The following is a 12,800-nucleotide window of genomic DNA, read 5'->3' as shown; positions in this document are numbered from 1 at the left end:
CAGACACAACAAAGCGGAGGCTCCAGAAAAATGGGTAGGGATACCTCAAACCAGGCCAAGGAAGGGTTTGCCACCAGGGCCATCCACGTTGGCTACAGGCCCGCCGATGAGTCGGGCGCGTTGACGCCGCCCGTCTTCATGACCTCCACTTATGCCTTCGAGACAGCGGAGGCTGGTGAGGAGATTTTTCGGGGTGAACGGGAAGGCTATGTGTACGGGCGAACACGCAATCCTACACAGGCCCTCTTTGAGGAGCGTTTCGCCAGTCTGGAGAGTGCCGAGGCCGGTCTCGCCGTGGCCTCCGGCATGGCGGCCATCAGCTCGACCTTATGGACGCTGCTGCAGGCGGGAGACCAGGTGGTTATCGATCACACCCTCTACGGCAACAGTTTTGTCCTTTTTGTGCGTGGCTTGACCCGCTTTGGAGTGAAGGTGGTGGTGGCGGACTTCACAGATCTCGATGCGGTCGAAGCGGCCGTAAGCCTCGGCGCGCCAAAGCTCGTCTTTTTCGAGTCTCCGGCGAATCCGAATCTCAGGATCATTGACGTTGCCGCCGTCGGTCGGATCGCGCACCAGGCCGGAGCCCTGGTTATCGTCGACAATACCTTCGCCACGCCCGCATTGCAGCAGCCCATCCTCCTGGGCGCCGACCTCGTTGTGCATTCAGCGACCAAGTTCATTGGGGGGCATGGCGACCTTATCGCTGGCGTCGTCGCGGGACCAAGAAGCATCGTCGAAACGATCCGGCGCCAGGGGTTGCGCTACCTCACGGGTGCCACCATTGCTCCGCTGACCGCGTTCCTCCTTTTGCGCGGCCTGAAGACGCTAGAACTGCGTATGGAACGTCATTGCTCGTCGGCGCTGGCCATCGCCGAGCTGCTGGAGCAGCATCGCGCGGTCACCCGGGTTTCCTATCCCGGGCTAGCGCACTCGCCATTCCACCAACTTGCACGACGCCAGATGGCGGCGTTCGGTGGTTTGGTCGCTTGCGAATTGCGAGGCGGCAAGAAAGAGGGGATGGCCTTCATGAACCGACTTTCCCTGGTGACCCGAGCCGTAAGTCTTGGCGACGCCGAGACGCTTGTCCAGCATCCCGCCAGTATGACTCATTCCACTTACACGGAAGAAGAGCGGCGGAAGCATGGCATCAGCGATGGACTCATCCGCTTTTCTATTGGGCTGGAAACACTTTCAGATTTGAAGGACGACATCCTTCAGGCGCTTGATGCCGTCCAACTTTAAGAATCATACCAAAGGCTCTAGACAATGACCGATCCATGATCGGGCGGTAATGGATTGACGTCTGACATCTCGACGAAGTGGCGCCCTTTACATCAAGCATCGAGACTTGCTTCGTAGCGCGGCAGCTCTGTCAGGATGCTCATCAGCCCCCTCCCGCTATCTCGTTATCCCGTCTTGCGGGAGGCAATTTGCGTGTGCGGCCCTCCGCAGCATCTCGCAAGAATGCTCTACAATGCGCGCCAATGCGCTGACCGGCGAGACGCCATTCCGGCGCGCCTATATTCGTTCCATGGTCGATCAGGTGGAGGTTGACGATGCGGAAATCCGAATCGTCAGCCGCCGGACGGTTCTCGAACGTCTTGTCATGGGCGGTGGGGCAGGTCCGGCCGGAGTGCCCAGTTTTGTTGGCAAGTGGCGCGCCGATCAGAACAAAAATGCGAACACGTATATGATTGAAATATCTATATAATTCATGAGTCTCCATCAGCATAAACGCTCCATATCCAAAACCGACCACAGTCGCCGACGATCGACCGGTCGCCCCACCGGCGTCAAAATCGTTGCTTGTTCAACGAGGGCCTGATCAAATCTTGCCCGATTCCTGGCAGAAGCGGGTTGCGAGGGCACGCCTTGACCGAGACCGACCTTCGATGATTGTGGCGATCTGACGATGTCTTGGGAGAAACGGGACTCGACAATATCGCAAAGGGCTCTCCGCAATTGGACGCTCAATTTGTGTGCGACGCGTTTCCTGTGCGCCAAGTCGATGACGCGGTCGGTGAACGCCTCGAACTCCCCCAAACACAGGCGGATCCAACATCCAAATCATAGGAAGCCTCGGCTTCGCGTCACCAATGCATTGATCTTGGCGAGCTCATCGTCGGAGGCGCCCGCCTCTTCGCCCCAATGGCTGCGCGCGCCGCGCGTGCTCGAGCGCCTCGTCAACCGCGCCTATCTCAAAGAGAGCTGTCAACGGCGGAGTAAAAGTCTGCCATCGGGGCGGAGCAAAACCAGGCCATTTGGCGGCTGGGCGTAGAGCTCGACGCGCCGTGTCCGCCCCGGCGGAGATGGCCGGGGTTTCGCAGCCGGGGCGGACGCGGCTTTCAGGAAGCGGGTGTGATTTCGCCGGTTTCTGGATCGACGGCTTCGGCGATCTCGTTGGAAGGTCGCGGATCGCGCCGCCGCCTCGCCTGCGATTGCCTGAGTCGGTAGCTCTCGCCATTCAGCTCCAGGATATGGACGTGATGCGTCAGCCGATCGAGCAGCGCGCCGGTTAGACGCTGGCTGCCGAAGACGCTGGTCCACTCCTCGAACGGCAGGTTCGACGTGACGATGGTCGAGCCGCATTCATGACGCTGGCTGAAGATCTCGAAGAGCAGCTCCGCGCCGGTCTGCGAGAGCCGCACGTAGCCGAGTTCATCGATAATGAGGAGCTTGACGGAGGCGAGCTGAGCTTGGAGCTTGAGCAACCGTCGCTGGTCGCGCGCCTCCATCAATTGATGGACGAGGCTGGCCGCGGTGAAGAAGGCGACCGAAAAGCCGCGCTTACAAGCCATGAGGCCAAGCGCCAGGCACGCATGTGTCTTGCCGGTCCCGCTGTTGCCGAGAGCAATGATGTTCTCGCGGGCGACGAGATATTCGCAACGGGCCAGTTCGAGAACGAGCGGCTTGTTGAGCGAGGCAATCGCGGCGAAGTCGAACGTGTCGAAACTCTTCACCGCCGAAAAATGCGCGGCGCGGATGCGCCGCTCGACCATCCGTCTTTCGCGATCTATGAGTTCGAGCTCGGCGAGGCGGAGAAGGAAACGGACATGATCGAGCGGCACTCCGCGTGGCCCTCGAAAACATAAGCGCCCAATCCCAGGTCGAAGGTTTAGTCTAAGCTGCCAAATCATATTGTTGACAAAGTCGATGGTCTAAATATTTTAAATTTGAACGGGTGCATCATCTCTAATGCAGCAAGCTAGCTCAGGCTTAAAGAGCGTGGAAAGAGAAAAAGTCGTTGATACAAGCGCTCTTTGCAATTTGAAAAACCCGCTAAAGTCTGCTGATCAATCTTTTGGCGAAGCCGCTCCGAATGGACGCGCGTACGGTTTCGTTTGCTGGCGCAGAACGCCAGTATCGGACATGGTTCGCACCCCGGGGATCTGTCGGTCCGGACTCATCAACGATGTCTTAAGTCTTGCAGCCGTGTCCATGCAGGATCAGCCACTTGTTGCGCGGAAATTGGGATTACGACTATTCGGCAAGCCGAAAAAATCTCCCGACTCTATACGCATTGCAGCTATCACATGCGCTCTGTTGTGTACCAGCGATAGGATCGCTTGGGCTGACGAAGCGAACCAACCAGGGATAGCACCCAGTGAGTCGCAGGAAGGCGCAACGTCCATTACCTCGTCGATGTTACAAATGGAGCTATGATTGAATTTTGGTGACGAGCGAGGTCAGGCGGCAGTTTGAACTTGTTCTTTTGCAACCTCGATTCCGTCAGTGAACTTTACTCCGAGAACGACCTTTGGCAATTGACTTTTTCCATCGAGGCGACGCCAATGTTTCTCCGCCGCTTGAGCAAGCTTGAAGACCATGGCGATAGCTGTTTTGTTCGATAGGCACCCCTTGGAGCGTATCGTTCGGTGGCGCACGGTCGCGAATGTGCTCTCGATGGGGTTCGACGTGCGCAGATGCTTCCAGTGCTCTGCTGGGAAGTCGTAGAAGGCGAGCAAAGTTTCGCGATCTTTGGTCAGGCATTCGACCGCCTTCTCATATTTGATGGCGTAGATTTCGACGAACGCGTCGAAGGCGACGAGAGCGACGAATTCCTTTTTGCCTTCCGGCGTCGCACCGACAATGACCAATAGGCACTGAGCGTCATCTTCTAGCCGAGCTTGAACGTAGATCCCGTCAACCCAAAAGTAGACATAGCGCTTGGCAGTAAGGTCACGCTTCGACCAGCGCACGTGCTCGTCGACCCAAGCGTCCTTAAGCCTTGCGACGGTTGATGCCGAAAGGCCGCCGGCATCCTTGCCAAGCAACGCGGCCAGCGCCTCCTCGAAATCGCCCGTGGATATGCCCTTCAGGTAGAGGATCGGGATCAACACCTCGAGGCTCTTCGATCGGCGCGCATAGGGCGGCAGAATCGCCGACGAAAAGCGGATGCGCGCCTCGCCCTGGCCGACACGATCGCGAACCCGGGGCGCGCGCACGCCGACCGGACCGATACCGGTCATGATCTCGCGCTCGGGCAAATGCCCATGGCGAACCAGCCTTTGCTGACCTTCCTCAGTCAAAAAGCGGGAATGCCGGTCAAGGAAATCGGAAACCTCGGCCTCGATGGCATCGGCCAAAAGCTTCCGCGCCCCGCAGCGCAAAACTTCAGTAAGTGGATCCTCAAATGCACCTGGCTCGGCGAATTTAACGATATTATTCTGGGTCACGGCGTATCTTCCTTTAATGGAAAGTGGAGCTTCGAACACCCCACGATACGCCGCCTCACCTCATTACGCTGTCACCAACTTTCGGCCATAGCTCCGGCGATGAATCGCAACGTTCTCTACCTAATCATCGGCGCGCTCGCCGTTGCCACTGTGGTCTTGGGCTATCAGTTCTACCAGGAGCGGCAGAAAACCACTGGCATCGAGATCGACGTCGGCAAAAGCGGTATTTCCATTGAGAAGAAGTAGTTTCGTAATTCCCGGATGGCGCCCTCAATAGCGCGCCATCCAGAAAATGCTGATCAAGGGGTTCACAGTCGGAGTGCGAAGAAACTCAATGTTCCAATAGTGCTGCGATGGGAGAGAAATCATGTCGCTCGGCCTCGTACTTGTCATCATCCTCGTCATCTTCTTGCTTGGTGGCTTCAGTGGCCGCTTCGGCGGCTACGGTTACGGCTACGGCCACGGTGGCATCGGTGTCATCGGCGTCATCCTGATCATCCTCGTCGTATTGCTACTCATGGGTCGGCTTTGATCTGACAAGGGAAAGAAGCGTCAATTCGCGGCATCTGCGCCAGGCTGGCGGCATCCAGTCGTCAACAGCGGGGCCGAACCGGTACGCTCGGCGTTAATTGCGGCTCGCTTTAATGGAAGCTAGCAGGAATAATTCATGAACTGGGATGAATCGAAGCAAATTGGAAGCTGTCCATTGGCAAGGATAGGTCGCATTAGGGCAAGCTGACTGATGACAATGTTGAACTCGCCAACGGCAAACGCAGCAAACTGCTCGGCCTGCTTCAGACGCGTTGCGGCCACGCCAAGGAGCAGACGAAGCGCAAAATCGGATCTGTGGATCAGGCAGCTCAAGTATCGTTGGTGCGCTTGCCTCGCACGTGATGCTGTAGATGCGGTGCTCAGCGATGCCAACATTTTTGCTCCTGGCTGCCAACGCTGCGCCGCGACCACCCAGTTGGTTCAGACGGGAGCCGACGAGCTCAATGTTTCAGTCACCACAGGAAAGGTGAACTACCAGGATCGTCACAATGCCGGGAGTCGTCATCGACGCCAATCTGGTGTACCTGGACGCGCTCTGCTGCGGGAGGCCTCAAACGATACCTGGTGGCTTAAGACGGGATCGATACTTGAGTACCGCGTCAGCGTCCGTCGAATCGGATGAGGACGATCGGTGCCTCGATCTTGCATCGGGAGTTCACTTGTTCGGGACGATCTTTAACATTGCGGTGGTCGCAACGAGCCGGAAGGCGTGATCAGAGGAAAACATGAGCCGTCTTCGCCTGCACACAGAGAACCATCTCGTGGTCCGCATTGGGTGGTTGAGAGCAGCGGTACTCGGAGCCAACGATGGGATTGTCTCGACCGCAAGCTTGATTGTCGGAGTTGCCGCTTCAGCCGCGACGCGGCACGATATCTTGATCGCCGGCGTCGCCGGACTGGTGGCGGGCGCCATGTCGATGGCCGCTGGCGAATATGTATCCGTCAGCTCGCAATCCGACACGGAACGGGCGGATCGCGATCGGGAGCGCAAGGAACTTCGCGATAATCCTGAGTTTGAGCTAGACGAACTTTCCGAAATCTACCTCAAGCGTGGCGTGGATCAGTCCCTTGCGCGGCAGGTTGCCCAGCAACTGATGAGGAAGGATGCCTTGACTGCCCACGCACGCGACGAGCTTGGGATTTCGGAAATCACCACCGCGCGTCCTGTGCAAGCCGCACTGACATCCGCCACGATGTTTTCATTAGGCGCTGCCATGCCCTTGCTCATGGTTGTCGTATCCCCTACGGGAAACTTTGTTCCCATTGTGTCAGCTGCGTCGTTGGGCTTTCTCGCTCTTCTGGGCGCGATTGGAGCGAGAGCCGGCGGCGCAAATGTTCTGCGCGCCACCGCCCGAGTGACATTCTGGGGCGCATTCGCGATGGCCTTAACTGCTGGCATCGGGAAGATTTTCGGCACGGTTGTCTGAAGTTATGGACCGCGCAAAAGTTATGGAACAAGGCATATCAATAGCAAACGCTCACACGCGTGCCCCTCTAAGGAAGCTCTGCGTAAGCGGCTGATTTGATCGAACGGCGACTTTCTTCGGTGACGGCGTTGTTGATGGATGATTGACAGGGATTCATGCTGTTTTGGTGATCGCCCGGCGGGCGCAGGCGTTGGCCTGCGGGTTGGATGCGCTATGTCAGGCGCGCCCGCAGCAAATGGCGCCGGGCCATGTAGAGATTGGCGAGCGCGCAGGTCACAAACAATCGATGCGCGTTTTTGTCCAGCCCGCGATAGCGAACTCTGGCAAAACCAAAAATCTGCTTGATCACGAAGAATGCATGCTCGACCTTGGCCCTGACTTTCGACTTTGTCCGGTTCTTTGCCCGGTCGTTCTCATTAACAACGCCCTTCTGCCTGTAACGGCGATTGGTGAAGTCTTGCGCGCGCGGCGCATGCTCGACGATCACGTTGCGCTGGCCGCGATAGGCCTGATCGCCCCACACGCGGGTCTCCTCACTGTGTAGAAGATCGGGCAGAAGACGGCAGTCGGCGACGTTCGCCGCCGTCGCCGCGGCCGAATGGATGATCTTCGTTTTGCTATCGACGCCGATATGCGCCTTCATGCCGAAATACCATTGGTTGCCCTTGCGGGTCTGATGCATCTCGGGATCGCGCGTCTTGCTGGCGTTCTTGGTCGAGGATGGCGCATGGATGATCGTGGCGTCGACAATCGTGCCGGTCGAGACCTTCAGCCCGTTCGCCTCAAGATGCCGATGCGCTTCCTCGAACAGACGGCGGCCAAGGTCGTGCGCCTCGAGCAAATGCCGGAACCGGCAGATCGTGGTCTCATCAGGCGCCGCCTCGCGGCCAAGATCGATCCCTGCGAAATCACGCATCGCCGCCGAGTCGTAGAGCGCTTCCTCGACGCCGGGGTCGGAAAGGTTGAACCATTGCTGCAAAAAATAAATCCGCAGCATCCGCTCAAGGCCATAAGGCGGAAGCCCGTTGCCGGGCTTCGGATAAAACGGCGCGATCAGCCCGCACATGTCGGCCCACGGCACGACCCGCTCCATCTCGGATAAAAACGCCGCTCGCCGCGTCGTCTTACCGTAACGCTCAAAACCCGTCGCCGAAAATGTCAGCTGCTTCATCACACCAGCCCGCCTCGTCTCGCCCACGAAACCTTAGCAGCAATGCAAGCCAGTCGGAATCCCGCTTTTGCAGAGATTCCCTAAGCGTCTGGCCCACCAAGAAACTATCCGGGCACAATGTCCATGGGGGCCCGCGGGGAGCGTGTGGCGGTGAAGTGGTAGAAAATGCGCTTGGTTATTTCGACGAGCGCTAGATACGCGATCGTCGCGCCGATGAGGAAGACGAAGAAGAGCGGCGGCGGCGCTACGAACCCAAACCATCCGCCGATCGGGAGTAGTGGAAGACCGATCGCTACGGCGACAACCGCAACCGCCATAGAGACGAGGAACCCGTTCGGCCTGCTCCGGAAGAACCACCGCCGCGTTCGGATGGCGAAGACCACCAGCACCTGGGTCGTCATCGACTCCATGAACCAGCCGGTATGAAAAAGCGCCTCGCCGGCGCCAAACACATGCAAGAGAGCGTAAAAGGTAAGAAAATCGAAGACGGAGCTGACCGGCCCGAAGACCAGCATGAAATGCTCGATAAACTTAACGTCCCATTTCACAGGCGAGGCAATGGCTTCCTCATCAACTTGATCGAACGGAATCGCGATCTCCGACACGTCGTAGAGCAGGTTGTTCAGCAAAATCTGGATCGGCAGCATCGGCAGGAACGGCAAAAACAGTGCAGCTCCCGCCATGCTGAACATGTTGCCAAAATTGGAACTCGATCCCATCAAGACGTATTTGGACACGTTCTGGACCGTCTTGCGTCCGCCGACTACTGCCTCGCGCACGACCGAAAGATCATGCTCGAGCAGGATCAAATCGGCGGCCGCACGCGCAACATCGGCGGCGCCGTCGACCGAGATCCCAACGTCCGCGGCATGCAACGCCGGTGCATCGTTGATGCCGTCGCCCAAGAAGCCGACGACATGGCCGAGCCGCTTCAGCGCCAGCAGGATCCGAAGCTTCTGCTGTGGGTTGATTCGGCAAAACAAGTTGACCCGTGGCAACTGACCGAGCAGCGCCTCTTCCGAGAGATGCGTCAACGCGTCACCGGTGAGCACTCCCGTGACAGGGACGCCGATCTCGGTAAAGACATGTCGGGTCACAATCTCATTGTCCCCTGTCAGCACCTTCACGGAGACACCCGCAGCCGCCATTGCCTGGATCGTAGCGCCGGCGCTTGCCTTTGGAGGATCGAGGAAAACAGCAAAACCGGAGAACACAAGGTTGCTCTCATCGGTGATCGCAGCGGTATCATGGCTCCCATCGACACCGCGGCTTGCTATACCGAGCGCGCGGAATCCCTGCGCGCCGAGCGCGTCAAGGGTAGCCTCGAAGATGTGGCGCGTCTCGGGATCAAGCGGCTGCTCTACTCCATCCGCGCCCTCGTATCGCCCCGAAAGCCGCAGTAGGTCCTCCGGGGCGCCCTTCACAATGAGACGGCGCTTGGCGTCGTGCTCAACCAGGACTGAGACCCGCCGGCGCTCGAAATCGAACGGTACTTCGTCGATCTTCTGCCAGCCCGTCATGTCGAACGGATGGGCGGTAAGGATCGCCTCATCGAGCGGGCTTTTCATGCCGCTCTCGAACTGGCTGTTGATATAGGCATAGGCGTAGGCGGCCTCACTCTCGGCGCCGCGCCCGTCGATCGTGCGGACGAGTTTGATCGCGGCTTCAGTCAGCGTGCCGGTCTTGTCGGTGCACAATATGTTCATGGCGCCGAGATCGTGGATTGCAGAGAGGCGCTTTACGATTACCTTTCGCTTGGACAGCTCCATCGCCGAACGCGCAAGTGTGATTGTCACGATCATCGGCAGCAGCTCAGGTGTTAGACCGACAGCGAGGGCCAATGCGAACATCAGTGACTCCAGCGCTGGCCGATGAAAAGAGATGTTCACCACCAAGACGAATAGCACCATCAACACTGTAAGGCGCATGATCAGCATGCCAAAATGGCGGATGCCGACCGCAAATGCAGTGGCCGGCGGCTTTTCCGCAAGGCTCGTCGCGAGATGGCCAAGCGCCGTCTTGCCGCCGGTTCGGCAGATTACAATCGTTGCGGTGCCGCTGATCACGGAGGTTCCGGCAAAGACGGCGTTCGACGCTCCGGCAGGGTTCTCTGTACCCAGGGCTTCATCGCTTGCTTGCTTCTCGGCCGGGTAGGGCTCGCCCGTGAGGAGAGCCTGGTTGATGAAAAGATCGCGGCTTTCGAGCAGCCGCGAGTCCGCAGGAACGAGATCGCCAGCAATCAGCTCGACTATGTCGCCTGGGACCAGTTGGTCGATCGGGACAGACAGGCTAGCGCCGTTGCGCCGCCGCACCGTTGCCTGCACCGCCACCGTCCGGCGCAGAGCCTCAACCGCATTCTGAGCACGCACTTCCTGGACAAAATCAAGAGTTATGCTGATCGTGACAATCGACACGACGATGAGGAAGCTTGCGACGTCGCCGGTTGCCGCGGATAACCCGCTCGCAACGAGCAGGATGATGACCAGCGGGTTGCGGAAGCGGGTGAAAAACTGCAGCCAGAGCGGCGAACGCTTGACGGTTGCCGCGTCGTTGGGTCCAAAGGTCGTCAACCGCAATTTCGCCTCTGCGTTATCAAGGCCCGCAGAGGTTGTCGCAAGTCGGATCAGCAGACGCTTAACCGGCTCCTTCCAGATTTCTTCAGGGCCAAGTTCGCCATTTGCGGCGTCCTTGGCGCCATCGCGATTGGGCGCTCTCACTTCTTTACGTTCACGAGCGGCTTTCATTGGCTGTCGTTCCTTCGAATGCCGATCCAGATACAACATAAAAGCGCCAGGGATTGTCTGTCATCCGGTATCTGTTCCAAGCTGCGACGGCAATGCGCATGCGTATGAACGACCACGGTGCGCCAAGAAGCGAATCTCGACCCTCGCGGCCCTGACCCTCCTAATTTATATGCCGCTGCTTCTAAGAACGCACGTCGTCTCACGGATGACTTGCGATCCCCCTCCGCAGGCTGCCCGATCATCATTCGCCGTGTCCACGACCAAAATCCTCTGGGCGACGCGACAGCCAACTCAGCTATCCACAAGCTGGATCTGACTCATTTCCGACGGGAGTAAAGAAATCTAGAACTCATGCTGTCAGCATTAGGCTTCCGTCACGCGGCCCTCCGTCGAGCACGTCGGGCCTATTGTCCGGGTCATTTAACTGACATCCTCGCAATACCCGATTTCGAAGCGGAGATTGCCGCTTGGGACGAGCATTGGCAACGCCGAACAATCGAGCCAGGAATTCGCATCAACCGACGCGACGACAATCATGAGATGCATCGTTTCAAGAGCGTCGGTTTAGCGCAATGGATGCCGCCACAGAGTGAGGGCGTTAAATCCTCGTATAGTCGTGAAGCGGCATCCTCTACCGGTGCATAAGAGCCAGCAGGATAATGATCGGTATCGGCACGCCTAGTAGCCAAAGAAGAATTGAACGGCCCATAATGCTTCCTTTCAAGTCAGCTTGATGGTTCCAACAATGCCGCGACCTAATACTTCCAAGTCCCGTCGCGAAGGCCCCCTCCTTCTGTGGCAGCAAGGCTCGCGGAGAAAGCCCCGAGCAATAGCGAGGCGGTCAACCAGAGAGCAAATCGCGCACCGGCCTTGCGCGCGCTGTCGACGGCGTTCTTGGCCTGCGCAATCACCTGGGACACACGTGTTTCGGCCTCCGCCTGATTCACTCCCGTGAGCGCGGCGACTACCTGCGCCAAATAAGTTCGGTCTGCCGGGGAAAACTCCTCCCCCGTGCTGAGATGGGAGGTGAAGAGGCGATCAAACTCACCGCGCGCGGTCATGACGTCACCTGCGTCGCTCCGCGTTATAGGGGGATTTGCGCGCAACAACAGATCCACGAAGCCGGCCATGGGCCCAGCCGATTGACTTCCGGCGGATCCAATCGCTGGGGTAAAGCCAACCGCCGCGGCGCTAACAATATTCGCCGCCGCGGAAGCTAGCACCGCCACGCTGAGGACCGTGGCAAATGCCCAGGCGAGAAAGCCATGCGCCGTGTCACGAAAATAGACTTCGTGGGTATGAACGCCGACCCATTTGGTGCGCAAACGCCCCGCGAGATAACCGCCGATGCTAGACGCCATCACTGCGATGATGCAAAGGTATACGCCGGCCCCAAAATTGAATGTGGTGGAGGAAATCCCTGAATTTGCCCAGGGGGAGACGGCGGACAAACCGATACCCGCGCCGAACGCCAGGAGCACAAGTGTCAAGGCAGCGGAAGCAACGCCGCCCGCTACGATTGCAGCCCAGGAAACAGCAGGAACTTGAGCCTCTTCGGCCACTTCGGTTCCAGATTGAAGTTCGACGGTCACCATATCCGCCACGGTGTTTTCGGCTCGAGAATCAAATTCGGGGTTAAACCTATCAACCATAGCGCCTCTCCCGGCTCGCCAGAACCCGTACGACGATAACGTCGAAGAGGCTCGTTTCAAGCCAACGAACTGAAAGTATGTTATTATTACCTTTTCATCGCCATTCCTGTTGTCGCCAAAGCTGTGCTCAAACGTCGCGAATATACCAAATCAACGTCATCAGAATCACGACCACTCTGTTAAGGGCAAGAGCCGATGGAACAATACAAGGCATAATCGAAGGTTCCATCGAGAAGCCAGGCCGCAGAGTTTTATCACATCGCAAAAAGGGCCAAGGCGCCTGGGATTTTCTCCACTGAGATCAATATCCTTTCGGGATAAAGATGCGGATTTCGAGTGACGTATTCGGCAATGATTTTGAGTATGATCGAACGGTGCAAGCACGACGCAAAAATATAGAAGCATTGATCCGCATTGGGATGGGGCAAAAAATGAGGCGCCCATTCTGACAATGCCTCAGCAGGTCGACGAGCCAAATTCTACGCCCTTCGATGTTCAAAAAACTCTGAACACGACACCCGTTCACCAGGGACACCATCACCAAGTTTATGCTGGATACGATACGTCCGGGTCAGCAA

The 12,800-nt window shown here is 57.8% G+C and carries 10 protein-coding genes; 5 read left to right on the top strand and 5 right to left on the bottom strand.

Features of this window, described 5'->3' with window-relative positions; translation table 11 throughout:
• Positions 1 to 30 precede the first annotated feature (30 nt).
• Positions 31 to 1,242 (top strand): aminotransferase class I/II-fold pyridoxal phosphate-dependent enzyme, encoded by a 1,212-nt coding sequence (locus QEV83_RS11350; RefSeq protein WP_280127849.1) that lies wholly within the window; start codon positions 31 to 33, stop codon positions 1,240 to 1,242.
• Between the two features lie 232 nt (positions 1,243 to 1,474).
• Positions 1,475 to 1,711: a hypothetical protein gene (locus QEV83_RS11345; protein ID WP_280127848.1), complete on the top strand. Its 237-nt coding sequence runs from the start codon at positions 1,475 to 1,477 to the stop codon at positions 1,709 to 1,711.
• 634 nt (positions 1,712 to 2,345) lie between these two features.
• Here QEV83_RS11345 and istB read toward each other — a convergent pair.
• Together istB and QEV83_RS11335 are read right to left on the bottom strand one after the other, a co-directional pair.
• A complete protein-coding gene (gene istB / locus QEV83_RS11340) occupies positions 2,346 to 3,101 on the bottom strand; it encodes an IS21-like element helper ATPase IstB (protein WP_280131033.1) in 756 nt (251 codons plus the stop codon).
• A gap of 585 nt (positions 3,102 to 3,686) precedes the next feature.
• Entirely contained in the window at positions 3,687 to 4,676 is a 990-nt protein-coding gene (locus QEV83_RS11335) for a transposase (RefSeq protein WP_280127847.1), read from the bottom strand.
• 99 nt (positions 4,677 to 4,775) lie between these two features.
• Here QEV83_RS11335 and QEV83_RS11330 point away from each other — a divergent pair, with 99 nt between their 5' ends.
• From QEV83_RS11330 to QEV83_RS11320, 3 genes are all read left to right on the top strand, one after another.
• Positions 4,776 to 4,922, top strand: a complete 147-nt coding sequence (locus QEV83_RS11330) for a hypothetical protein (RefSeq protein ID WP_280127846.1) — start codon at positions 4,776 to 4,778, stop codon at positions 4,920 to 4,922.
• Between the two features lie 121 nt (positions 4,923 to 5,043).
• Positions 5,044 to 5,208 (top strand): DUF3309 family protein, encoded by a 165-nt coding sequence (locus QEV83_RS11325; protein ID WP_280127845.1) that lies wholly within the window; start codon positions 5,044 to 5,046, stop codon positions 5,206 to 5,208.
• A 745-nt stretch (positions 5,209 to 5,953) separates the two neighbouring features.
• Positions 5,954 to 6,655: a VIT family protein gene (locus QEV83_RS11320; protein WP_280127844.1), complete on the top strand. Its 702-nt coding sequence runs from the start codon at positions 5,954 to 5,956 to the stop codon at positions 6,653 to 6,655.
• A 211-nt stretch (positions 6,656 to 6,866) separates the two neighbouring features.
• On the opposite strand, the gene QEV83_RS11315 is transcribed toward QEV83_RS11320, so the two are convergent.
• The 3 genes from QEV83_RS11315 to QEV83_RS11305 form a co-directional block, all read right to left on the bottom strand.
• A complete protein-coding gene (locus QEV83_RS11315) occupies positions 6,867 to 7,826 on the bottom strand; it encodes an IS5 family transposase (protein WP_280127843.1) in 960 nt (319 codons plus the stop codon).
• 104 nt (positions 7,827 to 7,930) lie between these two features.
• A complete protein-coding gene (mgtA, locus tag QEV83_RS11310) occupies positions 7,931 to 10,570 on the bottom strand; it encodes a magnesium-translocating P-type ATPase (protein WP_280127842.1) in 2,640 nt (879 codons plus the stop codon).
• 755 nt (positions 10,571 to 11,325) lie between these two features.
• Positions 11,326 to 12,222 (bottom strand): hypothetical protein, encoded by an 897-nt coding sequence (locus QEV83_RS11305; protein WP_280127841.1) that lies wholly within the window; start codon positions 12,220 to 12,222, stop codon positions 11,326 to 11,328.
• Positions 12,223 to 12,800: the final 578 nt, after the last annotated feature.

Source organism: Methylocapsa sp. D3K7 (assembly GCF_029855125.1).
Lineage (GTDB): Bacteria > Pseudomonadota > Alphaproteobacteria > Rhizobiales > Beijerinckiaceae > Methylocapsa.
Note: the sequence above shows the minus strand (reverse complement) of the source record. Positions and strands in the feature narration are given on the sequence as shown.

Bases quoted from the DNA above. Each gene is read 5' to 3' on its own strand.
- QEV83_RS11350 (WP_280127849.1), top strand. From the start codon at position 31: ATGGGTAGGGATACCTCAAACCAGGCCAAGGAAGGGTTTGCCACCAGG.
- QEV83_RS11345 (WP_280127848.1), top strand. From the start codon at position 1,475: ATGCGCGCCAATGCGCTGACCGGCGAGACGCCATTCCGGCGCGCCTAT.
- QEV83_RS11330 (WP_280127846.1), top strand. From the start codon at position 4,776: ATGAATCGCAACGTTCTCTACCTAATCATCGGCGCGCTCGCCGTTGCC.
- QEV83_RS11325 (WP_280127845.1), top strand. From the start codon at position 5,044: ATGTCGCTCGGCCTCGTACTTGTCATCATCCTCGTCATCTTCTTGCTT.
- QEV83_RS11320 (WP_280127844.1), top strand. From the start codon at position 5,954: ATGAGCCGTCTTCGCCTGCACACAGAGAACCATCTCGTGGTCCGCATT.
- QEV83_RS11315 (WP_280127843.1), bottom strand. From the start codon at position 7,826: ATGAAGCAGCTGACATTTTCGGCGACGGGTTTTGAGCGTTACGGTAAG.
- mgtA (WP_280127842.1), bottom strand. From the start codon at position 10,570: ATGAAAGCCGCTCGTGAACGTAAAGAAGTGAGAGCGCCCAATCGCGAT.
- QEV83_RS11305 (WP_280127841.1), bottom strand. From the start codon at position 12,222: ATGGTTGATAGGTTTAACCCCGAATTTGATTCTCGAGCCGAAAACACC.